Genomic DNA, 22,597 nt, shown 5'->3' with positions numbered 1-22,597 from the left:
CCGTGAAGATAGTATTATTAGGTCCTCCTGGAGCAGGTAAGGGAACACAGGCAAAATCAATTAGTAATAGATACTCGATACCACATATTTCAACAGGAGATATATTTAGAAAGAATATTTCAGAAAATACTCCTTTAGGAATAGAAGCTAAGAAGCACATCGATAAAGGACAGTTAGTACCAGATGAAGTTACTATTAATATGGTAAAAGATAGGTTACAAGAAGATGACTGTAAAAATGGATATTTATTAGATGGTTTTCCGAGGACTGTTAATCAAGCAGAAGCTCTTCAAGATTTTCTTAAAGAAAGAAATGAATCTCTTGACACTGCTCTATTAATTGAAGTACCAACTGAATTCATTTTGGAAAGAATGACAGGTAGAAGAGTATGTCCATCATGTGGAGCTAGCTATCATATAAAATTTAACCCACCAACAACAGCAGGAAAATGCGATGTTTGTGGAAGTGATATAATCCAAAGAAAAGATGATACAGAAGAAACTGTATCTGAAAGACTTGATGTGTATGAGAGACAAACACAACCACTGATTGATTTTTATAAGGAAAGAAACTTACTTTCAATTGTAGATGGAACAAAAGCTATTAATGAAGTATTCGAAGGTATCTGTAATATCTTGGGAGCGTTGAAATAATGATAATCATTAAAAACAACAAGGAAATAGCCCGAATGAGATCAGCAGGTAAAATAGTAGCAGAAACATTACTACTAGTTGAAGAAAAAGTAAGACCAGGAATAACTACTGCTGAATTAGACAGGATAGCAGAAGAATTTATAACTAAGCATGGAGCAAAGCCTTCATTTAAAGGGCTATATGGTTTTCCAGCTTCACTATGTATATCTGTTAACGAGCAAGTAGTTCATGGGATCCCAGGAGGTTATGTATTAAAAGATGGCGATATAATTAGTGTGGACTGTGGAGTACATATGAATGGATTTCACGGAGATGCTGCAAGAACCTTTGGTGTAGGAAATATAACTGATGAAGCTAAACAGTTAATTAATGTAACTAAGGAAAGTTTCTTTAAGGGTATTGAATATGCTAAGGTTGGAAACAGACTTACTGATATATCACATGGAATACAAAGCTACGTTGAAGCTTCAGGCTTTTCTGTAGTAAGAGATTTCGTAGGACACGGTATAGGTAGAGTTGTACACGAAGATCCAGAAGTACCGAATTATGGGCAACCTGGAAGAGGACCCAAATTGGTAGAGGGAATGGCTTTAGCCATTGAACCTATGGTTAATGTAGGCAGCTATAAAGTTAAAACATTAAAAGATAACTGGACTGTAGTAACTAGTGATGGAAGTCTATCTGCACACTACGAAAACACAATTGTAATTTTACCAGATGGACCCGAAATATTAACACTGATTAAATAAGTGTTGCTTAGTTATAAATTCGCATGATACCAAAAGGTGGCTTGTAGATTTATGGCTAAGGTAATCATTGAGGTGAAAAGTTTGCAAGACAATGACTTAATTGGGAAAGTGGTTCTTTCAAAAAAAGGAAGAGATAAAAATCATTTATATGTTGTAATAGGGCATTTAAGTGATGGTTATGTAATTCTTAGTAATGGGAGCACTAAAACAGTTCAGATGCCTAAACAGAAGAATTTAAAGCATATAAATGTTTTAGATGATGTAGATGATGAGATTAAAGAATCTATCATGTCAAAAGATAGAGGTACTGATTTAAAAATAAAAAGATTTCTAAAACTTAAAGGCATTGTTAAGGAGGGTTGATTACCTTATGTCAAAAGATGATGTAATAGAAATGCAAGGTACTGTACTAGAAGCTTTACCAAATGCTATGTTCCAAGTTGAACTAGAGAGTGGTCACAAGATTCTAGCACATATTTCAGGAAAATTAAGAATGAACTTCATAAGAATTCTACCAGGAGATAAGGTTACAATAGAACTTTCTCCATATGATCTAACAAGAGGTAGAATTACATGGAGAGCAAAATAAAAAGTGGTAAAACCACTAAGTATTACAAGGAGGGTTAGCGATGAAAGTAAGACCATCAGTTAAGCCTATTTGCGAAAAGTGCAAGATTATAAGAAGAAAAGGAAAAGTAATGGTTATCTGTGAAAATCCTAAGCACAAGCAAAAACAAGGCTAATACAATCAAAGTATAGGCAGAAAAAGTATAATTTTACTATGTATATCATATTGACTTTTCAGTTAAAGTCAAATATGATTATATAGGCGTTCAAATAAGCATATAAATTTTAGGTGCGGCTGACAGTAGAAAATGCATCTATTGACCTAGGATTTTATTATATAAATACACACATATAATCAAAATTGTATGCATTTCAATATCAGGAGGTGTAAGTTTTAATGGCAAGAATTTCAGGCGTAGATCTACCAAGAGAAAAAAGAGTTGAGATAGGTCTAACATATATATACGGAATAGGACTTTCTACTTCACACAAGATTTTAGCAGAAACAGGAGTTAATCCTGATACAAGAGTTAAGGATCTTACTGAAGAAGAAGTAACAAAGATAAGAGAGTATGTAAAAACTTTAACAATTGAAGGTGACTTAAGAAGAGAAGTTGCTTTAAATATCAAGAGATTAGTAGAAATTGGATGTTATAGAGGAATTAGACATAGAAAAGGTCTTCCAGTTAGAGGACAAAAAACTAAGACTAACGCTAGAACTAGAAAAGGTCCAAAGAAAACTATCGCAAATAAGAAGAAGTAGTGAGGAGGGAATTCGATGGCTCAAAAAGTTAAAAAGACTAGAAGAAGAAAAGAAAGAAAGAACGTTGAGCATGGTGCTGCACACATCAAGTCAACTTTCAATAACTCAATAGTTACTTTAACTGATGCAGTAGGAAATGCTTTATCATGGTCAAGTGCAGGAGCTTTAGGCTTCAGAGGATCAAGAAAGAGTACTCCATTCGCAGCTCAAATGGCAGCTGAAACAGCAGCTAAAGCAGCTATGGAACATGGATTAAAAAGTATAGAAGTATATGTAAAGGGACCTGGAGCTGGTAGAGAAGCAGCTATCAGATCTTTACAAGCAGCTGGATTAGAAGTAACTCTAATTAAAGATGTTACTCCAATTCCACACAACGGATGTAGACCACCAAAGAGAAGAAGAGTCTAGTATTCATATAGGAGGTGTAATTAATGGCAAGATATACTGGAGCTACATGTAGATTATGTAGAAGAGAAGGTATGAAATTATTCCTTAAAGGGGATAGATGTTATACAGATAAATGTGCTTTTGTTAGAAGAAGTTATGCACCAGGACAACATGGAGCAGCTAAGAAGAAATTATCTAACTATGGCGTACAATTAAGAGAAAAACAAAAAGCTAGAAGAATATACGGAGTATTAGAAGGCCAATTCAGAACTTACTATGAAAAGGCTGATAATATGAGAGGTATCACTGGTGAAAACTTACTTAAATTATTAGAAATGAGATTAGATAACGTTGTTTACAGATTAGGTTATGGTGCTTCAAGAGCTGAAGCTAGACAATTAGTTAATCATGGACATTTCTTAGTAAATGGTAAGAAAGTAGATATTCCTTCATACAAAGTTTCTGTGAATGATGAAATAACAGTAGCAGAAAAGAGCAGAGGAACTGAAAAATTCAAGACATTTATTGAAAATCCAAAAACTTTACCAAAATGGTTAGAAGCAAATGTTGAAAATTATTCAGGAAAAGTTATAGCTGAGCCAGCAAGAGAAGATATTGACGTTCCAGTTAATGAAACTCTTATCGTTGAGTTATACAGTAAGTAATAGTTTAATATTTGTATTGTTAAGATTTATCTTACAATACAAATATATAAACAGTTGCCCTCAGAATAAAGTTGCCATTTAAAATATAAGGAGGGTTTGTACATGTTAGAAATAGAAAAGCCAATTATTGAATGTATAGAAGCAAATGAAAATGGTACTTATGGTAAATATGTAGTTGAACCATTAGAAAGAGGATATGGTATAACTCTTGGAAATGCTCTAAGAAGAATACTTTTATCATCACTTCCAGGTGCAGCTCCAACATCAGTAAAAATTGATGGAGTACTACATGAATTTTCAACTGTACAAGGAGTTAAGGAAGATGTTACAGAAATAATATTAAACATTAAATCCTTAGCTTTAATAATGAATGGTGAAGGTCCAAAGACTATATATATAGATGCTCAAGGACCTGGAGTAGTTACAGGTGCAGATATTAAAACTGATGGAGATATAGAAGTTGTAAGTAAAGATCTTCATATAGCTACATTAGATGATAATGGTAAGTTATACATGGAGATTACAGTTAATAGAGGTAGAGGATATGTTACTCAAAATAAAAATAAGAGTGAAGATCTTCCATTATCAGCTATTGCTGTAGATTCAATCTATACTCCAGTTAAGAGAGTTAACTTTACTGTTGATAATACAAGAGTAGGTCAAATTACTGACTATGATAAGTTAACATTGGAAATCTGGACTAATGGAACTATTAAAATAGATGAAGCAATAAGCTTATCTGCAAAAATACTTATAGAGCATTTTAAATTATTTATGTCATTAGGAGATAGCACTAATGATGTAGAAATTATGATAGAAAAAGAAGAAGATAAAAAAGAAAAAGTACTAGAAATGACTGTAGAAGAGCTAGATTTATCAGTTAGATCATATAACTGTTTAAAGAGAGCTGGTATAAATACAGTTCAAGAACTTGCTGGAAAATCAATGGATGATATGATGAAGGTAAGAAATCTAGGAAAGAAATCTTTAGAGGAAGTCGAAAGAAAGCTTAAGGAATTAGGCTTAGGATTAAGACTAAACGATGAGTAAGGAGGTAAATCCATATGGCAGGTTATCGTAAATTAGGTCGTCCTACTGACCAAAGAAGAGCTATGTTAAGAAGCCTTGTTACAAGCTTTTTAAAGCATGGTAAAATAGAAACAACTGAAACTAGAGCAAAAGAAACTAGAAAATTAGCTGAAAAGATGATCACTTTAGCAAAAAGAGGTGACCTTCACGCTAGAAGACAAGTTTTAGCTTTTGTTCACGAAGAAGAAGTAGTTCAAAACCTATTTGACAGTATTGCTCCAAAGTACGCTGAAAGAAATGGTGGATACACTAGAATGTACAAAAAAGGCCCAAGAAGAGGGGACGGAGCTGAAGTTGTTATACTTGAATTAGTATAACATATAGGGGATTAAGTGATATAACTTAGTCCCCATTTTTGCATATAAAAAAATAAATTTATTTTTTTATTAAATATTATATAAGAATTTAAAATTTATAATTAAAGTAATTGTAAATAAGATAATGTATATTATAATATTCTTATGTTAATGTATATACACTTATTAAGTTTTTATATAATACTTAATTCGAGTTAAGCAATTTAAGGAGGGCTATATTATGAAAGAAGCAATGATTAAATGTGATAATGTATCTTTTAAATATAGAGTAAATGAGGGCGAAGAAGAAAGATATGCAGTTAATGGTGTAAGCTTTCAAGTTGAAAAAGGAGAATTTCTAGTTGTTTTAGGCCATAATGGATCTGGAAAATCAACTATTGCTAAACATATGAATGCTCTTTTACTACCAACAGATGGAACTGTAATAGTAGATAAGTTAGATACATCTGATCCTAATAATTTATGGGATATAAGAGCTAAAGCAGGTATGGTTTTTCAAAATCCAGATAATCAACTAGTCGCTACCATAGTAGAAGAAGATGTAGCTTTTGGACCAGAAAACTTAGGAGTACCACCGGAAGAGATAAGAAAAAGAGTTGATGAAAGCTTAAAGAAAGTAGGTATGTATGAGTATAAAAGGCATGCACCACACTTGCTTTCAGGAGGACAAAAACAAAGAATTGCTATTGCTGGAATCTTAGCAATGAAGCCAGAATGTATTATATTTGATGAACCTACTGCAATGTTAGATCCATCGGGTAGAAAAGAAGTTTTAAACAATATAAAAGAGATTAATAAAAAGTATGGAATAACTATAGTTCTTATAACTCATTATATGGATGAAGCAGCTCAAGCAGACAGAGTAATAGTTATGGATAATGGTAAAATAATATTAGAAGGAAAACCAAGAGATGTATTTTCTAATGTAAGAAAAATGAAAGAAATTGGGTTAGATGTTCCACAAGTAACGGAGCTATGCTATGAATTAAAGAATAGTGGCATAGATATAGATACAAATATTTTAAATGTAGATGAGATGGTGAATGCGATATGTCAATTAAGATAGAAAAATTAAAACACGTTTATATGCCTAAATCTCCTTTTGAAAAAGTAGCATTAAATAATGTTAACTTAGAAATAAATGAGGGAGAATTTGTTGCTTTAATAGGTCATACTGGCTCAGGTAAATCAACTTTAATTCAACATATGAATGGATTGCTTAAGCCAACATCAGGAAAAATAATAGTAGATGGAGAAGATATTACTAAAAGCAATATAAAACTAACTGATATAAGAAAAAAAGTAGGATTAGTTTTTCAATATCCTGAGTATCAATTATTTGAAGAAACTATAGAAAAAGATATTGAATATGGACCAAGAAATTTAGGCCTTGATCAAGAAGAAATTACAAGAAGAGTTAAAAAATCCATGAAAATGGTTGGCTTAGATTATGATGAATATAGAAATAAATCACCATTTGATTTAAGTGGTGGACAGAAAAGAAGAGTAGCTATAGCTGGAGTTATAGCTATGGAACCAAAGATACTTATACTAGATGAACCAACAGCAGGTTTAGATCCAAAGGGTAGAGATGATATTTTAGAACAAATAAAGGTACTGCATCAAGAATATAAGATGACGATAATATTGGTTAGTCATAGTATGGAGGATGTAGGTAAACTTGCTGAAAAAATTATAGTTATGAATAGAGGAGAAGTTGCTTTAGAAGGAGAACCAGCTAAAGTTTTTAGAGAAGTTGATAAATTAGAAGAGATGGGGCTAGCAGTACCTCAAATAACATATCTTATGAGGGCATTAAAAGAAAAGGGCTTTAATGTTTCTGATGAGATTTATACAATTACTCAAGGTAAAGAAGAATTACTAAGAATATTAAAGGAAATAAAAAAATAGGGGGATCCAAAATGATAAAAGATATAACTATAGGTCAATATATACCAGGCGAAACCTTTGTTCATAAATTAGATCCTAGAACAAAAATAATACTATCAATCTTATTTATTGTTTCTTTATTTATTGTAGATAAGTTTATTGGCTATATATTAATAGTTGGATTTTTAGGGTTAACAGTATATGTAGCTAAATTACCACCAAGATATTTATACAAGGGACTAAAACCGGTATTTTTTCTTATAATTTTCACTGCAATTTTAAACATATTTATGATAAAGGGAACATATGATACTTTAATCTTTGAATTTGGATTTATTAAAGTATATAGCGAAGGTGTAAGAACAGCAGCATTTATGGCTTTAAGACTTATATTTTTAATAATGGGTACATCAGTTCTTACATTAACAACATCTCCAATAGAGTTAACGGATGGAATAGAAAGACTACTTAGACTAATAGGAAAAGAGATGGCTCATGAGCTTGCTATGATGATGACAATAGCTTTAAGATTTATACCAACACTTATGGATGAAACTGATAAAATTATGATGGCTCAAAAAGCAAGAGGAGCTGATTTTGAAAGTGGTGGATTAGTTCAAAAGGCAAAAAGCTTAATCCCATTATTAATTCCTTTATTTATAAGTTCTTTTAGAAGAGCAGATGAACTTGCTATGGCAATGGAATCTAGAGCGTATAGAGGGGGAAATGGTAGAACTAGAATGAAAGAATTAAAATTTTCTAATAAAGATATAGTAGCTTTTGCGATATTTTCAATATTATTTATAGGAAGTTTTATAATTAGATTTTCGTTGTAGTAAAGATATGAAGGTGTATAATATGAGAAATATTAAACTTATTTTAGAATATGATGGAACCAATTATTTAGGTTGGCAAAAGCAAAGGATAGGAAAAACTATACAAGGGACATTAGAAGAGGCTATAAGAAGCTTAACTAATGAGGAGATAGATAGTATTGGAAGTTCTAGAACGGATGCTGGAGTACACGCAAAAGGATTTATAGCCAATTTTAAGACTAATAGCAAAATACCAGCAGATAAATTTAGAGAAGCTATAAATCATAAATTACCAGATGATATAGTGATATTAAAATCAGAAGAAGTAGAAGAGGATTTTCATTCAAGATATAATGCAAAGGGGAAAACTTATTCCTATTCTATATTAAATAGAGATGTAAAATCAGCAATAGATAGAAATTACGTATATCATATAAAGAAAGAGTTAGATTTAAATTCTATGGAAGAGGCTTGCAAGTATTTTATAGGTACTTATGATTTCTCAGCTTTTAAAACTAGTGGAAGCTCAGTTAAGAGCAGTATTAGAACTATAAGTGAATTATATATACAAAAAAATGATGATATTATAAAAATTTTTGTTACAGGTGATGGATTTTTATATAATATGGTTAGAATAATAGTAGGTACATTAATAATGGTTGGAAATAATAAAATTAAGCCAGAAGAAATAAAAAACATAATAGAGAGTAAAAATAGAGATAATGCAGGTATATGTGTACCTCCTAATGGATTAGTCTTAGAAAAAGTTTATTATTAAAAATAAAAATTAATTTAAATAATAGAATAAAATATATTGACACACCCGTAAGCGTGTATTATAATAAGTTTGTTTGTTAGAATAATTTATGTATATAAGATCCACTAGCCCCGGGTCTTGACATAAAAGCAGTACTTAAAAAAAGTAAAGCACAAATGTAAGTTCAGGGAGGGAAAAACATGAAATCATACATCGCTAAGGCGCAAGAAGTTGAAAGAAAATGGTATGTTGTTGATGCTGCTGGTAAGCCACTAGGAAGAGTTGCTAGCCAAGTTGCTTCAATTTTAAGAGGTAAAAATAAGCCAACATTTACACCAAATGTTGACTGCGGAGATTTCGTTATCGTAATCAATGCTGAAAAAGTTGTTTTAACTGGTAAGAAGTTAGATCAAAAATTAATGAGAAAGCACAGCTTATATCCAGGTGGATTAAAGGAAACTCCATACAGAGAAGTATTAGCTAAGAAGCCTGAATTCGCTTTCGAAGAAGCTGTTAGAAGAATGCTTCCAACAGGTGTTTTAGGAAGAAAAATGCTTAAGAAGCTAAAAGTATACAGAGGTGCTGAGCACGGACATGATGCTCAAAAGCCAGAAGTACTTGAATTAAAGTACTAATACATGCTCGGGAGGAGGAATAAAAAATGGCAAAAGTTCAATACATGGGAACTGGAAGAAGAAAAAAATCAATAGCAAGAGTTAGACTTGTACCTGGAAGTGGTAAAGTTGTTATAAATAACAGAGAAATCGAAAACTATTTCGGTTTAGAAACTTTAAGAATGATCGTTAATCAACCATTAGTTTTAACTGGAACTAAAGATAGATTTGATGTTTTAGTTAACGTTCACGGTGGCGGATTCACAGGTCAAGCTGGAGCAATAAGACACGGAATAACTAGAGCTTTAATTAAATCTGACGAAAACTTAAAGCCAGAATTAAAGAAAGCTGGATTTGTAACTAGAGACCCAAGAATGAAAGAAAGAAAGAAATACGGTCTTAAGAAAGCAAGAAGAGCTCCACAATTCTCAAAGAGATAGTATTTGGAGACTTACAAACCTCGAAACTTATGGTTTCGAGGTTTTTTTATTAGTTAGGAAATTATATCTATGGACAAGTTGTGGATAATTTTATTAGAGTAGTAAAATTCGTAGTGTAAGAAATAGAGCTTTTATAATTTCCTTCCTTCAGTTTGCAAAGAGATAAACATTGTATGAGGTTGCCTTAGAGCGCATGCGACGGAGCAAGGAATATAATGTTTATCTCTTATTTTATTTAGAAAATTATAATAAAGTCAAATTCTTAAATATTTTAATATTTTTTTATAGAAAATTATAAAATAAATATACTTTTATAATTTATATTAGTCACTTTTAATACTTTTTTAGAGACAAAAGATTAAATTAGGGAATGAATTAAATAATTTTATTTATATAAAGATTTATTAATGAAATAAAAATTAACAAAAAGAGAGTAAATTTTGTTGATTTTTATAATGTAAATTTAAAGTTATAATAAGATTTAAATTTACAATATAATAATTATAAATATTTACAAAATAATACAAAGAAATATTCCTATATTAAAATAGTGTTAAAAATAGATTTAGTTACTTAACAAATGTTAAAGAATAATGTAAACTAAGTATGTAAAAATAATGTTGAAAAGGAGAATAACTTTGGAATCATTAATGGTTATTATAAAGTTACTTGGTGGCTTAGGACTATTTATTTATGGAATGAAGATCATGGGTGATGGTCTTGAAAATGCTGCAGGAGATGGATTAAAATCTATTCTTGAAAAAGTTACTAGAAATCCAATTATAGCAGTAATAGTTGGAGCTATAGTTACAGCAGTAATTCAAAGTAGTAGTGCTACAACAGTAATGGTAGTAGGGTTTGTTAATGCTGGATTAATGAATTTAGCACAAGCAGCTGGAATCATAATGGGAGCTAATATAGGAACTACTATAACAGCTCAGCTTGTTGCATTTAAATTAGATCATATAGCACCTCTTTTTGTGTTTTTTGGAGCATTTATGGTTATGTTCTGTAAAAAGAAAAAGAGAAAAGATATTGGTAATATTGTATTAGGTTTTGGTATATTATTTGTTGGAATGGGTCAAATGAGTTCAGCTATGAAGCCATTGACATCATTACCTATATTTAATGAAATTTTAACTACAGTAGGAGGACAGTGGTATTTAGGAATAATAGCAGGAGCTATTATAACAGCAGTACTTCAAAGCTCATCAGCAACTACAGGTATATTAGTAGCATTAGCAACAGCAGGTGCAATAGATATTACACAAGCTCTTCCAATAGTGTTTGGTTGTAATATAGGTACTTGTATTACAGCAATGTTAGCTTCAGTAGGAACTACAAAAACAGCTCATAAAGCTGCTATACTTCACTTAATATTTAATTTAGGTGGTACACTAATATTTATTCCAGTATTAATAAGTGGAGTTTTAGGAAATATAGTATCACATTTAAGTCCTGATGATGTAAGTAGACAAATAGCAAATGCACATACAGTATTCAATCTTGTAAACACTGCTATAATGTTACCTTTGACAGGCCTATTAATTAAAATTGTTAATATGATTATACCTGGTGATGATGAAGAAGAAAAATTAGGACCAAAATACATAGATGATAGATTATTAGAAACACCAGTTATTGCAGCTGGTCAAGTAGCTAAAGAAACCTTAAGAATGGCTAATAAAGCTAAAAAAGGTTTATCAATAGCCTTAGAAGCTTTTGAAAAAAATGATGAGAAATTAATTCAAAAAGTTTATGATAACGAAAATATAATAAATATTTTAAATGAATCAATTACCGATTATTTAGTTAAGCTTTCAAAGCGTGAATTATCAGATGAGGAATCAAGCATAGTTGCAGCAACATTCCATGTTATAAATGATATAGAAAGAATTGGAGATCATGCTGAAAATATTGCAGATATAACACTACAAAAAATAAACAAAAAATTAGAATATAGTGAAGAAGCTATAGAGCAAATTAAAGTTATGTACAATAAGACCACAGAAGCTTTAGAAACAGCAATTGATAGCTATGCTAGAAAAGATATAGATAAAGCAAAACAAGTTAATAATATTGAAGCTGAAGTTGATAAACTTCAAAGAAAATATAGAGATCTTCATATAAAAAGACTTTATGATGGAACTTGTAATGCTTATGCAGGAGCAATATATCTAGATTTATTAAGTAATTTAGAAAGAGTTAGTGATCACTCATTAAATATTGCAGAAAGCATTATAGAAAATAGTTAGTTGAAATATTTAATTAAAACATAATAAATATTTTATAAATTATATTTAAAATAAGAAGCTACTTTAAGTGGTTTCTTATTTTTTTATTATTTAGTAAATTATATTTATGGACAAATTGAGGATAATTTTATGATAGTAGTAAAATTCGTAGTGTAAGAATTAGAGCTTTTATAATTTCCTTCCTTCAGTTTTTAAAGAGATAAACATTGTATGATGGCGACTTGGAGCGTATGCGACGGAGCAATGAATATATGTTTATCTCTTTTTTATCACAAATTATAACAAAGTTAAATCTATGGATAACTTTAACACTTTTTTATCCTAATATATAATTTAATTTTAATATATTAGGATGTAAATATAGTTTTTGGACATAATAATTCTATAAATAATTAGAGTTAATATGGAGGAAAACAAATGAAAAAACTTAAAATTACTTCTCTAATAATACTTTTATTTATGATTATATGTATTCCAATAAAAGTAATGGCTGCAGATAATGAAAAAGTAATATTAATAGATCCAGGACATGGTGGTTTTGACGGAGGCGCAAAATCAAAAAATGGTATAATAGAAAAAGATATAAATCTAAAAATAAGCATGAAGCTTAAGACGGTTTTAGAAGAAAAGGGATATAAGGTATATTTAACAAGAGAAAGCGATGAGGCTCTAGATAATAGTGGAGGCACTATTAAAGAAAAGAAAAGAATAGATTTGAAAAAAAGAAGAGAAATGAAAAAAGAAACTAATTGTGATGTTTTTATTTCTATTCATCAAAATATGTTTCCACAAGAGAAATGTTATGGAGCGCAAGTATGGCATGGGTCTAATAGTGTTAGTAAGATATTAGCAGATAGTATACAAAATTCTATAAAAGAAAGCGTAAATGATGATAATAAAAGAGTTTCAAAGCCAGCAGGGGATGCTTATTTAATTTTAAGAGATGATTATAAAGGTGCATCAGTTTTAGTAGAGTGTGGTTTTTTGTCTAACATGGAAGAAGAAAAGAAATTACAAACTGAAGAACATCAAAATGAATTGGTTAATGGTATTTTTATAGGAATAGAAAAATATTTTGAAGAAATAAAAAAAAATTAAGCTTAATTTCCGAGGAAATATAACAAATAATATTTTTAAAGGCTAGAATTATACAATTTATAATTCTAGCCTTTAATTTAATATACAGTTATTTGAAGTATTATAAGATTAAGTTATAAATTTAATATATTATATTTAAATTTTGTAGAAACCTTTTCCGTTTACTTCCGAAACATCTATTATTGTTATAAATGCTTTAGGATCTATTCTCAAAATTTTATTTTTTAATCTAATCATTTGCCCTGATGTAACTGCTATGTATAACATTTTCTTTAGCTCATGTGTATATTCTCCTTCAGCTACAAGGGAAGTAACGCCTCTATTCATATCTTTAATTACGTATTGAATAATATCTTGCTCTTTTTCTGTTAGTATAAGTAATAGCTTTTTACTATTAAAACCATTAATAACTTTATCAACTATAACACCTTGAACAAACATTGATATTAATGTATATAGGGCTTTAGGAAGTCCAAATATCAATGCTCCAATAAATACTATGATACAATTAATACCAAAGCTAAGCTTACCAATTTCTAAGTTAGAAAACTTTTTTCTAAGAACCATTGTTATAATATCAGTTCCACCTGTGGATCCATTTCTAGAAAAGACTAGTCCGTAGCCTAATCCACACAATACTCCACCATATATGCAGTAAAGTAATAAATCATCTACTCTAACTAAACTTGATAAAGGCTTAGTTATTATTAATGAAATTGATAAAGAAACCATTCCAACAGCAGTATATAAGGTGAATTTTTTATTTAACATTTTATAGCTTATAAAGAATAAAGGAATATTAATTAAAAATACAGTAATTCCTGAAGGCACATTATACATATATTGAAGAATAAGTGCAACTCCAGTTGCTCCTCCACTTAGTAATTGAGCATTAACTAAGAATAAGTTAACACCAAGGGATGCTATTATACATCCAATAAAAATAAGAATAAAATCTAAGATCATGTACTTGTTAATTGAAACGTTATGAAACATTATTAAACTCCTTAAAATAAATAAGTAAATATACAAATAGATTATATATCAAATGATAGTATATGTTAAATATAATTTTTATAATAGTCATTTTAATAAAAATGTAATTTTTATAATTAGTAAAATAGGATAATATAAGATATTATAATTATAATATACAATAAATCAAGGGGTGTTTTATAAGATGTTTAATGTTTTAGTTGTTGACGACGAGAAAGAAATTAGAGATGCCATTGACATATATTTAAGAGGAGAAGGCATGAAAGTATTTAAAGCTCAAGATGGAATAGAAGCTTTAGAAGTTTTAGATAGAGAAAAAATACATTTAATAGTATTAGATATAATGATGCCAAGATTAGATGGTATAAAAACATGTTTAAAAATTAGAGAAAAAAGAAATTTACCTATAATAATGTTATCAGCTAAGGGAGAGGATAGTGATAAAATATTAGGTTTGAATGTAGGGGCTGACGATTATATTGCAAAACCATTTAATCATTTAGAATTAGTTGCAAGAGTAAAATCTCAGTTAAGAAGATATCAAAAACCATTAGAACTTGAAGGAGAAAGTCCAGATATAATAGAAGTCAAAGATTTAGTTATAAATAATAAAGAAAAAACTATATATCTTAGAGGTGAAGAAATAAAAGTTACAGCAACAGAATTTAAAATACTTCAACTTTTGGCTTCAAATTTAGGAAAAGTTTTTTCAATAAAAGAAATATATGAAAAAGTATGGGAAGAGCCATTCTATAGAAGTGAGAATACTGTAACTGTTCATATAAGAAGAATAAGAGAAAAAATCGAATTAAATACAAAAGACCCAGAATATATAAAAGTAGTATGGGGGGTAGGATATAAAATTGAGAGAGAAAATTAAAAATTATGTAACAGGTGTATGGGGAATAGAAATATTAACTTTATTTATATTATTAGTAACTTTAATTATAGGATATTATCAAGCTTTTAATGCTGGATCAGAAGAGCAAGTAGCTGCTACTTTTGATGCACTATTTAACAAAGAAAAATATATTCAATCTATGATATATTATGAAAGTAAGGATATTTCACAATATATATATTCAAATAGTAATGATTTAGAAGATATAAGTGCCATAAAATATGAAAATGAATATTTATCAGATAATTTACATTACTATGACGAAATTTTTTATGTTTTAATAAATAAAGAAACAGGAGATTTTACAACTAATGATGTTAATTTATATAGATCAGTAGAAACTTATTCAGATAATGTAGCATTATTAGAAGATAATATAAATTCATATTTAAAGGAAAGTGGATTTTATTCAATAAGGCTAGATAATAAAGAAAAATATAATTATTATGTTATGAGCTTAAGTGATAAGATTAATATGAAAAATATAGATAAGTATATTGAAATATATTATAAAAATCCAATAGCATATTCATATTTAATAAAAACAGAATCTTTATCTGCTAAAACAATGATTGTAACGACAGTAATAGCAGCAATTTTGTTTATTAAAATTATTTTTAATTCAATATTCAATAGAAATAATATACATTTAGAAATAAAAGTATTAAAAAGATTAATTTTTGTATTAAGATATGGTTATAAATATAGGAATACAAGAAATAAGATAATTTTTTCAGTTGGTGGAGCTATTGGAGTAATATTAATATATCTGTATTTAGTTGCAGGAATAAGAAATCAAAATCTTTTAGTAACATTTTTAACGAGGTATCCATTTAAAGGAACATTAATTTTAGTATTAATTCCTTTAGTCTGTGTATTATATTCATTAAAGAAGAGTTTAGATATTTCAATAATTAATGATGGATTAAGAAAAATCAATTCAGGAGATTTAGAATATACACTAAATAATACAGGAGAGAGAGAAGTAAAGGAATTAGTTGAGAATATAAATCAAATTAAAGAAGGATATAAAATAGCATTAAATGAACAAGTAAGAAATGAAAAATTAAAAACTGAATTAATATCTAATGTTTCACATGATTTAAAAACTCCACTAACTTCTATAATTAACTATGTTAATATACTAAATGAACCAAGTATAACAGAAGAGGAAAGAAAAGATTATTTAATGATATTAGATAAAAATTCTAAAAGGCTCAAAACTTTAATAGAGGATTTATTTGAAGCATCAAAATTAAATAGTGGAAAAATGAAAATAGAGAAACAAAAGCTAGATATAGTTTCATTAGTATATCAAGGTGTTGGTGAGTATTCTAATCTTTATGAAGAAAAAAATATAGAATTTAAAGTAAGTTCAAATGAAGATGAAATAATTTTAGATTTAGATGGAAAACTAATGTCTAGAGTTTTTGAAAATTTAATAGTTAATTCTTTGAAATATTCTTTAGAAAATACAAGAGTTTATATAGATATACAATCTAAAGAAAATAATGTTGAAATTTCATTTAAAAATATATCTAATTATGAAATGGATTTTAATACAGAAGATATTTTTGAGAGATTTACAAGAGCGGATAAATCTAGAAATTCCTCGGTGGAGGGATCTGGAATGGGATTAGCAATAACAAAAAGTATAATAGAACTTCATAATGGAAAGATAAAAATTGAGGTAGAAGGAGATATGTTTAAAATTTATCTAGTTATACCTAAGAAATAATATGTTATAATAGAGAAAGTTAAATAATAATTATAATTAAGGAGTGGTGTTATGTCAGTTTTATTTATAGAATATCCAAGATGTACTACCTGTAGAAAAGCAAAAAAATATTTAGAAGAAAATAAAATTGATTTTGTTGACAGACATATAGTAGAAGAAAATCCAAGTAAGGATGAATTAAAAGAATGGTTAAATAAAAGTGGTTTACCAATAAAGAAGTTTTTTAATACATCAGGAGTTCTTTATAGAGAAATGCAATTAAAAGATAAGGTTAAAGAATTACCAGAAGATGAATTATTAGATATATTAGCTAGCAATGGGATGTTAGTTAAAAGACCAATAGTTATAAAGGAAAACACGGTTTTAGTAGGTTTTAAAGAAGAAGAGTGGAATGAAAATCTAAAATAATAAATCTTTTAAAATTCTTAATACTAATAAATAATAAATATCATTGTGAGAAGATGAAAAAAGGAGATATTAGAAGAGATATCTTCTTTTTTCATTAGTATTTTTAAAATCCTAAGTTTTACTTTATCAAAAAAGGAATTTATAATGTATCTATATCTTGTATATTTCTCTATAGATATAGCGGATATATACTATATGTAGTGGAAGGGGAAAGTTATGAATTTATTAGATATTTGCGAAAGTGCGTTAATTGGTATAGATAAATGTAAGGGAATTTATACAGGGGAGAGACTTTTAGATGCTTTAAACCATATAGTAAGACCTAATATGAGTGATGAAGAAATAAGAGATTCGCTTATTCAAGTATCATTAGAACTTACTACAGACATGGAGCCGGAATGGCAAAAAGCTTCTGAAAGATTATATGTATATAAATTATATGATGAAGTAAGAAAAAATAGAAACTTAAAAACAGACGATAATTTATATGGAAATTTATATGACTTTATTAAAGAGCTAACTAACAAGGGTCTATATGGAAAATATATATTAGAGAATTATACTAAAGAAGAAATAATGGAATTAGAAAAAGAAATTAAACCTGAAAGAGACTTCTTATTTACATATAGTGGTATAAATCTTTTAGCAAAGAGATATTTAATTCAAGACTATGATAGAAGTAGATTAGAATTACCCCAACAAATGTTTATGGGAATAGCTATGCATCTTGCAGTACCAGAAAAGAAAGAAAATAAAGTAATTTGGGCAAAAAGATTTTATAATGTTTTAAGTTCCTTAAAGGCAACTATGGCTACTCCAACTATGTCTAATGCTAGAAAACCGTTTTATCAATTAAGTTCTTGTTTTATAGACACAGTAGATGATAGCTTAAAAGGAATATATAAATCTTTAGATAATTTTGCAGAGGTATCTAAGTTTGGCGGTGGAATGGGTATTTATATTGGAAAAGTAAGAGCCTTAGAATCACCTATAAGAGGATTTAAAGGAGCTTCAGGAGGAGTAATACCTTGGATTAAGCTATTTAATGATACCGCAATAGCAGTAGATCAATTAGGAGTAAGAAATGGATCAGTTGCTATATGGTTAGATGCATGGCATAAAGATATTCCAGAGTTCCTACAACTAAGAACTAACAATGGGGATGATAGAAAGAAAGCACATGATGTATTCCCAGGGATATGTTATCCAGATTTATTCTGGAAGCTTGCTGAAAATGATATAGATGCTAATTGGTATATGATGTGTCCACATGAAATAAGATTAGCAAAGGGATATTCATTAGAAGATTTCTATGGAGAAGAATGGGAAAAGAAATATTATGAATGTGTAGAAGATGAAAATATAAGCAAAAGAGTTATGCCGGTTAAGGATATAGTTAGATTAATAATAAAAAGTGCAGCAGAAACAGGTACACCTTTTGCTTTTTATAGAGATACAGCAAATAAAATGAATCCAAATAAACATGAAGGAATGATATACTCATCTAATTTATGTACTGAAATAATGCAAAATATGAGTTATATGGAAATAGAAAAATCAGAAATTACTGATGAAAATGGAGATACTATTATAGTTGAGAAAACTAAGGCAGGGGATTTTGTAGTTTGTAATTTATCTTCAGTGGTTTTAGGTAATGTTGATGTTAAAAATGATGAAGAGCTTGGATATGTAGTAGAAACACAAATAAGGGCTATGGATAATGTAATAGATTTAAATTACTATTCAGTACCATTTGCAGAAGTAACTAATAAAAAATATAGAGCTATAGGGCTTGGAACTAGTGGTTATCATCACATGCTTGTAAATAATTTAGTTCATTGGACTGCTGATGAGCATAAGGATTTTGCTGATGATGTTTATGAAAGAATAAATTATCATGCTATAAAAGCTAGTATGAATATTGCTAAAGAAAAAGGAAGATACTCTTGTTTTGAAGGATCTGATTGGCAAAATGGTGATTACTTTAATCTTAGAGGATATAATTCAGAAAAATGGAATAACCTAAGAGAAGAGGTAGCAGTTAATGGCCTGAGAAATGGTTACTTAATAGCAGTAGCTCCAAATGGATCCACAGCAACTATTGCTGGAACTTCAGAGGGTGTAGATCCTGTAATGGCAAGATTCTGGCTTGAAGAGAAGAAAGGTAGTATTGTACCAAAGACTGCGCCTAATTTAAGTGAAGAAAATTATTGGTATTATAATTCTGCTTATAACATAGATCAAAAGTGGTGTGTACAAATTAATGGTATAAGACAAAGACATATTGATCAAGGTCAATCATTTAACTTATATATAACAACAGATTATACTATGAGACAAATTATGAATTTATATATTGAAGCATGTAAAGTTGGAGTAAAATCAATTTACTATGTAAGATCAAAATCACTAACAGTTGGAGATTGTGAAAGCTGTTCAGCATAATTTTAATAAACTTGGGAGGTAAGATATGTTCATTAATAAAAAACCTCTTTTTAATGAGCTCGGGGATATAGAAACATCAAAAAAGAGGATGATAAACGGAAATACAACTAATTTAAATGATTTTAATAATATGAAATATAAGTGGGTTTCAGATTGGTATAGGCAAGCAATGAATAATTTCTGGATACCAGAGGAAATAAATCTTTCTCAAGACTTAAAAGATTATAATAAGCTAACAAAAGAAGAAAGAACAGCTTATGATAAAATACTTTCGTTTTTAATATTTTTAGATTCAATCCAAACTGCAAATTTATCAAATATCAATAGCTACATAACTGCTAGTGAAGTAAACCTATGCTTAACTATTCAAGCTTTTCAAGAGGCAGTTCATTCGCAAAGCTATAGTTATATGCTAGATACAATTTGTTCTCCAGAAAAGAGAAATGAAATATTATATCAATGGAAAGACGATAAAGTATTATTAGAAAGAAACAAATTTATAGGAGATTTATATAATAACTTCTTAGAAAATCCAACTCAAGAAAACTTAGTTAAAACTGTAATGGCTAATTATATTTTAGAAGGAATTTATTTTTATTCAGGATTTATGTTTTTCTATAATCTTGAAAGAAATGGTAAGATGCCAGGATCAGCTCAAGAAATTAGATATATAAATAGGGATGAAAATACTCATTTATGGTTATTTAGAAATATATTAAAAGAATTACAATTAGAAGAACCTGAAATATTTACTAAAGAGTTAAAAGATGAATTGAAAGAAATGATGAAAACAGCAGTTAATCATGAAATTTCATGGGGACATTATGTAATTGGAGATAACATACAAGGAATAAATAAAACTTTAATTAATGATTATATTAAATATTTAGGTAATATAAGAATGAGAGCTATTGGATTTGATGAAATATATGATGAACATAAAAATAATCCAGCTGCTTGGGTAGATATACTTGCAGATGCAAATTCTGTTAAAACGGATTTCTTTGAAGCTAAATCTACTGCTTATGCAAAAGCTGGAGCATTAATTGATGATTTATAATAAATATATTAATTTCAAAATTAAGGAAATATTTTTTCGTAAATTATACTTATATAGAAAATATGTAAATAAAATATATTATCAGATAACTTAAATAGGGAAAATAACAAAAAATGTTTACATTATTATTAACATAAATAAAAAATATGTTATAATAAAATGTAGTTGTAATTAATTTAATAGATTAGTACAATCTATAAAATTCATATATAATTTGAATTTATAGCTATTATTTAAGGAGGAATCTCAATAATGAAAAAAGGTATAGCTGCATCTAAAGGATATGCAATAGGAAAAGTATTTTTACAAGAACATGAAGAAGTAGTAATAACAGATGCAAAGGTTTCTGATGTAGAAGCTGAAAAAGAAGTTCTAAATAAAGCTTTAGAGCAATCAAAAGTTCAATTATCTGCAATAAGAGATAAAGCTTTAAAGGAAATAGGAGAACATGAAGCTCAAGTTTTTGAAGCGCACCTAACCTTATTAGATGACCCAGAATTCACAGGTGGAATGTTATTAGAAATTGAAACAAATAGCATAAATGCAATGAAAGCAGTTGAAAATGTTACTAATACTTTCGTAATGATCTTCGATTCAATGGAAGATGAATATATGAAAGAAAGAGCAGCTGATATAAAAGACGTTTCAAAGAGAATTATTTCTAACTTAGCAGGAAAAGGTGGAGATGCTTTTGCAATTTCAGAAGCAAACACTATAGTTGTAGCTCATGATTTAACTCCATCAGATACAGCACAATTAGATAGAAGTAAAGTAGTTGGTTTTTTAACTAACATTGGAGGAAGAACTTCTCACTCAGCTATTATGGCTAGAACTTTAGAAATTCCTGCAATAGTTGGATTAAAGGATATAACTACATCAGTTAAAAACGGAGATATGGTTATAGTTGATGGTATCGAAGGTATATGTATAATAAACCCAGAACAATCAGTTATAGACGAATATACTGCAAAGAGAGAAAAATTCTTAGCAGAGCAAGAAGAATTAAAGAAATTAATAACTGTAAAAACAGTTACTAAATCAGGAAGAAGAGTTGAAGTTTGTGGAAACATAGGATCACCTGCAGATGCTGAAGCAGTAGTTGCAAATGGTGGAGATGGTGTTGGATTATTCAGAACAGAATTCTTATACATGGATAGAGACTCAGCTCCAACAGAAGAAGAACAATTCGAAGCATATAAGAAAGTTCTTGAAGTAATGGATGGAAAACAAGTTGTTATTAGAACACTAGATATCGGTGGAGATAAAACACTTCCATACTTACCATTACCAGAAGAAATGAATCCTTTCTTAGGATACAGAGCAATCAGATTATGCTTAGATAGAAAAGATATATTTAGAGTTCAAATAAGAGCATTACTTAGAGCTTCTGTATATGGAAATCTTGCAGTTATGTTCCCAATGATTTCAGGCTTAGAAGAATTCCAAGCTGCAAAAGAATTTGTTGAAGAATGTAAAGCAGAATTAAGAGCAGAAGGAAAAGAATACTCAGAAAAAATCCAATGGGGTATAATGGTAGAAATACCAGCAGCTGCTGTATATGCTGATGAATTAGCTAAACATGTAGACTTCTTCTCAATTGGAACAAACGACTTAATTCAATACACATTAGCTGCAGATAGAATGAGTGAAAAGGTATCATACCTTTACAACCCAATGCATCCAGCTGTATTAAGATTAATAAAGATGACTATAGATGGAGCTCACAAGCACGGTAAGTGGGTTGGAATGTGTGGAGAAATGGCAGGAGATGAAGCTGCTATACCAACATTAGTTGAATATGGTTTAGATGAATTCTCAATGAGTGCTACATCAATATTAACAGCTAAGAAAATAATATTAGAACAAGAATAATTAAAATATAAAAAGCCGCATACTATAAATGCGGCTTTTTTCAGACTGCTGACAAAGTGTCAGCAGTCTTTAATTTTATATAATTATCTAATATAATTTAAATATATTATTTTTTACA

At 29.0% G+C, this 22,597-nt stretch carries 25 protein-coding genes; 24 read left to right on the top strand and 1 reads right to left on the bottom strand.

Annotated features, from left to right (window positions below; translation table 11 throughout):
* Positions 1-2 precede the first annotated feature (2 nt).
* The 18 genes from H9660_RS03875 (at position 3) to cwlD (ending at position 13,059) form a co-directional block, all read left to right on the top strand.
* The gene (locus H9660_RS03875; protein WP_191748764.1) at positions 3-653 is read left to right on the top strand and encodes an adenylate kinase; all 651 of its coding nucleotides are present in this window, start codon (positions 3-5) and stop codon (positions 651-653) included.
* The gene (gene map, locus H9660_RS03870) at positions 653-1,402 is read left to right on the top strand and encodes a type I methionyl aminopeptidase (RefSeq protein ID WP_191748762.1); all 750 of its coding nucleotides are present in this window, start codon (positions 653-655) and stop codon (positions 1,400-1,402) included. The genes H9660_RS03875 and map overlap by 1 nt, the downstream gene beginning before the upstream one ends.
* A 51-nt stretch (positions 1,403-1,453) precedes the next feature.
* A complete protein-coding gene (locus tag H9660_RS03865) occupies positions 1,454-1,765 on the top strand; it encodes a KOW domain-containing RNA-binding protein (protein WP_191748760.1) in 312 nt (103 codons plus the stop codon).
* A gap of 7 nt (positions 1,766-1,772) precedes the next feature.
* On the top strand, positions 1,773-1,991 hold the full coding sequence (infA, locus tag H9660_RS03860) for a translation initiation factor IF-1 (protein ID WP_066889870.1): 219 nt from the start codon (positions 1,773-1,775) through the stop codon (positions 1,989-1,991).
* Between the two features lie 40 nt (positions 1,992-2,031).
* Positions 2,032-2,145: a 50S ribosomal protein L36 gene (gene rpmJ / locus H9660_RS03855; protein ID WP_016205879.1), complete on the top strand. Its 114-nt coding sequence runs from the start codon at positions 2,032-2,034 to the stop codon at positions 2,143-2,145.
* Between the two features lie 221 nt (positions 2,146-2,366).
* The gene (rpsM, locus tag H9660_RS03850) at positions 2,367-2,732 is read left to right on the top strand and encodes a 30S ribosomal protein S13 (protein ID WP_016205878.1); all 366 of its coding nucleotides are present in this window, start codon (positions 2,367-2,369) and stop codon (positions 2,730-2,732) included.
* 15 nt (positions 2,733-2,747) lie between these two features.
* Positions 2,748-3,140, top strand: coding sequence for a 30S ribosomal protein S11 (gene rpsK / locus H9660_RS03845; RefSeq protein ID WP_016205877.1), 393 nt, complete (start codon positions 2,748-2,750; stop codon positions 3,138-3,140).
* A gap of 23 nt (positions 3,141-3,163) precedes the next feature.
* Entirely contained in the window at positions 3,164-3,784 is a 621-nt protein-coding gene (gene rpsD, locus H9660_RS03840; protein WP_191748758.1) for a 30S ribosomal protein S4, read from the top strand.
* Between the two features lie 102 nt (positions 3,785-3,886).
* Positions 3,887-4,834 (top strand): DNA-directed RNA polymerase subunit alpha, encoded by a 948-nt coding sequence (locus H9660_RS03835; protein ID WP_191748750.1) that lies wholly within the window; start codon positions 3,887-3,889, stop codon positions 4,832-4,834.
* A gap of 14 nt (positions 4,835-4,848) precedes the next feature.
* Positions 4,849-5,190: a 50S ribosomal protein L17 gene (gene rplQ, locus H9660_RS03830; RefSeq protein WP_191748748.1), complete on the top strand. Its 342-nt coding sequence runs from the start codon at positions 4,849-4,851 to the stop codon at positions 5,188-5,190.
* A 220-nt stretch (positions 5,191-5,410) separates the two neighbouring features.
* The gene (locus H9660_RS03825; RefSeq protein ID WP_191748746.1) at positions 5,411-6,256 is read left to right on the top strand and encodes an energy-coupling factor transporter ATPase; all 846 of its coding nucleotides are present in this window, start codon (positions 5,411-5,413) and stop codon (positions 6,254-6,256) included.
* A complete protein-coding gene (locus H9660_RS03820; RefSeq protein WP_191748744.1) occupies positions 6,241-7,101 on the top strand; it encodes an energy-coupling factor transporter ATPase in 861 nt (286 codons plus the stop codon). The genes H9660_RS03825 and H9660_RS03820 overlap by 16 nt, the downstream gene beginning before the upstream one ends.
* A gap of 11 nt (positions 7,102-7,112) precedes the next feature.
* The gene (locus H9660_RS03815) at positions 7,113-7,916 is read left to right on the top strand and encodes an energy-coupling factor transporter transmembrane component T family protein (protein ID WP_191748741.1); all 804 of its coding nucleotides are present in this window, start codon (positions 7,113-7,115) and stop codon (positions 7,914-7,916) included.
* 22 nt (positions 7,917-7,938) lie between these two features.
* Positions 7,939-8,673, top strand: a complete 735-nt coding sequence (gene truA, locus H9660_RS03810) for a tRNA pseudouridine(38-40) synthase TruA (RefSeq protein WP_191748739.1) — start codon at positions 7,939-7,941, stop codon at positions 8,671-8,673.
* 179 nt (positions 8,674-8,852) lie between these two features.
* Positions 8,853-9,287 (top strand): 50S ribosomal protein L13, encoded by a 435-nt coding sequence (rplM, locus tag H9660_RS03805; protein WP_191748737.1) that lies wholly within the window; start codon positions 8,853-8,855, stop codon positions 9,285-9,287.
* Between the two features lie 26 nt (positions 9,288-9,313).
* Positions 9,314-9,706 (top strand): 30S ribosomal protein S9, encoded by a 393-nt coding sequence (rpsI, locus tag H9660_RS03800; protein ID WP_191748735.1) that lies wholly within the window; start codon positions 9,314-9,316, stop codon positions 9,704-9,706.
* A gap of 638 nt (positions 9,707-10,344) precedes the next feature.
* Positions 10,345-11,961: a Na/Pi cotransporter family protein gene (locus H9660_RS03795; RefSeq protein ID WP_191748733.1), complete on the top strand. Its 1,617-nt coding sequence runs from the start codon at positions 10,345-10,347 to the stop codon at positions 11,959-11,961.
* A gap of 417 nt (positions 11,962-12,378) precedes the next feature.
* Positions 12,379-13,059 (top strand): N-acetylmuramoyl-L-alanine amidase CwlD, encoded by a 681-nt coding sequence (cwlD, locus tag H9660_RS03790; protein ID WP_191748731.1) that lies wholly within the window; start codon positions 12,379-12,381, stop codon positions 13,057-13,059.
* Positions 13,060-13,194: 135 nt separating this feature from the next.
* Here the strand turns inward: cwlD and H9660_RS03785 are convergent, their stop codons facing one another.
* A complete protein-coding gene (locus H9660_RS03785) occupies positions 13,195-14,055 on the bottom strand; it encodes a YitT family protein (RefSeq protein ID WP_191748729.1) in 861 nt (286 codons plus the stop codon).
* Positions 14,056-14,239: 184 nt separating this feature from the next.
* On the opposite strand from H9660_RS03785, the gene H9660_RS03780 reads away from it, so the two are divergent.
* The 6 genes from H9660_RS03780 to ptsP all read left to right on the top strand — a co-directional run bounded on the left by H9660_RS03780 (position 14,240) and on the right by ptsP (position 22,479).
* Complete coding sequence (locus H9660_RS03780; RefSeq protein WP_191748727.1) at positions 14,240-14,935, top strand: response regulator transcription factor; 696 nt, start codon at positions 14,240-14,242, stop codon at positions 14,933-14,935.
* Positions 14,919-16,694, top strand: a complete 1,776-nt coding sequence (locus H9660_RS03775; protein ID WP_191748725.1) for a sensor histidine kinase — start codon at positions 14,919-14,921, stop codon at positions 16,692-16,694. Before H9660_RS03780 ends, H9660_RS03775 begins: the two co-directional genes overlap by 17 nt.
* 51 nt (positions 16,695-16,745) lie before the next feature.
* Entirely contained in the window at positions 16,746-17,102 is a 357-nt protein-coding gene (locus tag H9660_RS03770; RefSeq protein ID WP_191748723.1) for an arsenate reductase family protein, read from the top strand.
* A gap of 216 nt (positions 17,103-17,318) precedes the next feature.
* Positions 17,319-19,547 carry a ribonucleoside-diphosphate reductase subunit alpha gene (locus H9660_RS03765; RefSeq protein WP_191748721.1) on the top strand — a complete coding sequence of 743 codons (2,229 nt, stop codon included), beginning with the start codon at positions 17,319-17,321 and terminating at the stop codon, positions 19,545-19,547.
* 25 nt (positions 19,548-19,572) lie between these two features.
* Positions 19,573-20,607, top strand: coding sequence for a ribonucleotide-diphosphate reductase subunit beta (locus H9660_RS03760; RefSeq protein ID WP_191748719.1), 1,035 nt, complete (start codon positions 19,573-19,575; stop codon positions 20,605-20,607).
* A gap of 252 nt (positions 20,608-20,859) precedes the next feature.
* On the top strand, positions 20,860-22,479 hold the full coding sequence (ptsP, locus tag H9660_RS03755) for a phosphoenolpyruvate--protein phosphotransferase (RefSeq protein WP_191748717.1): 1,620 nt from the start codon (positions 20,860-20,862) through the stop codon (positions 22,477-22,479).
* The last annotated feature ends 118 nt before the right edge of the window (positions 22,480-22,597 follow it).

The sequence above is a fragment of the Clostridium gallinarum genome (assembly GCF_014836325.1).
Taxonomy (GTDB): domain Bacteria; phylum Bacillota; class Clostridia; order Clostridiales; family Clostridiaceae; genus Clostridium; species Clostridium gallinarum.
This window is presented reverse-complemented; position numbering and strand designations above follow the sequence as displayed.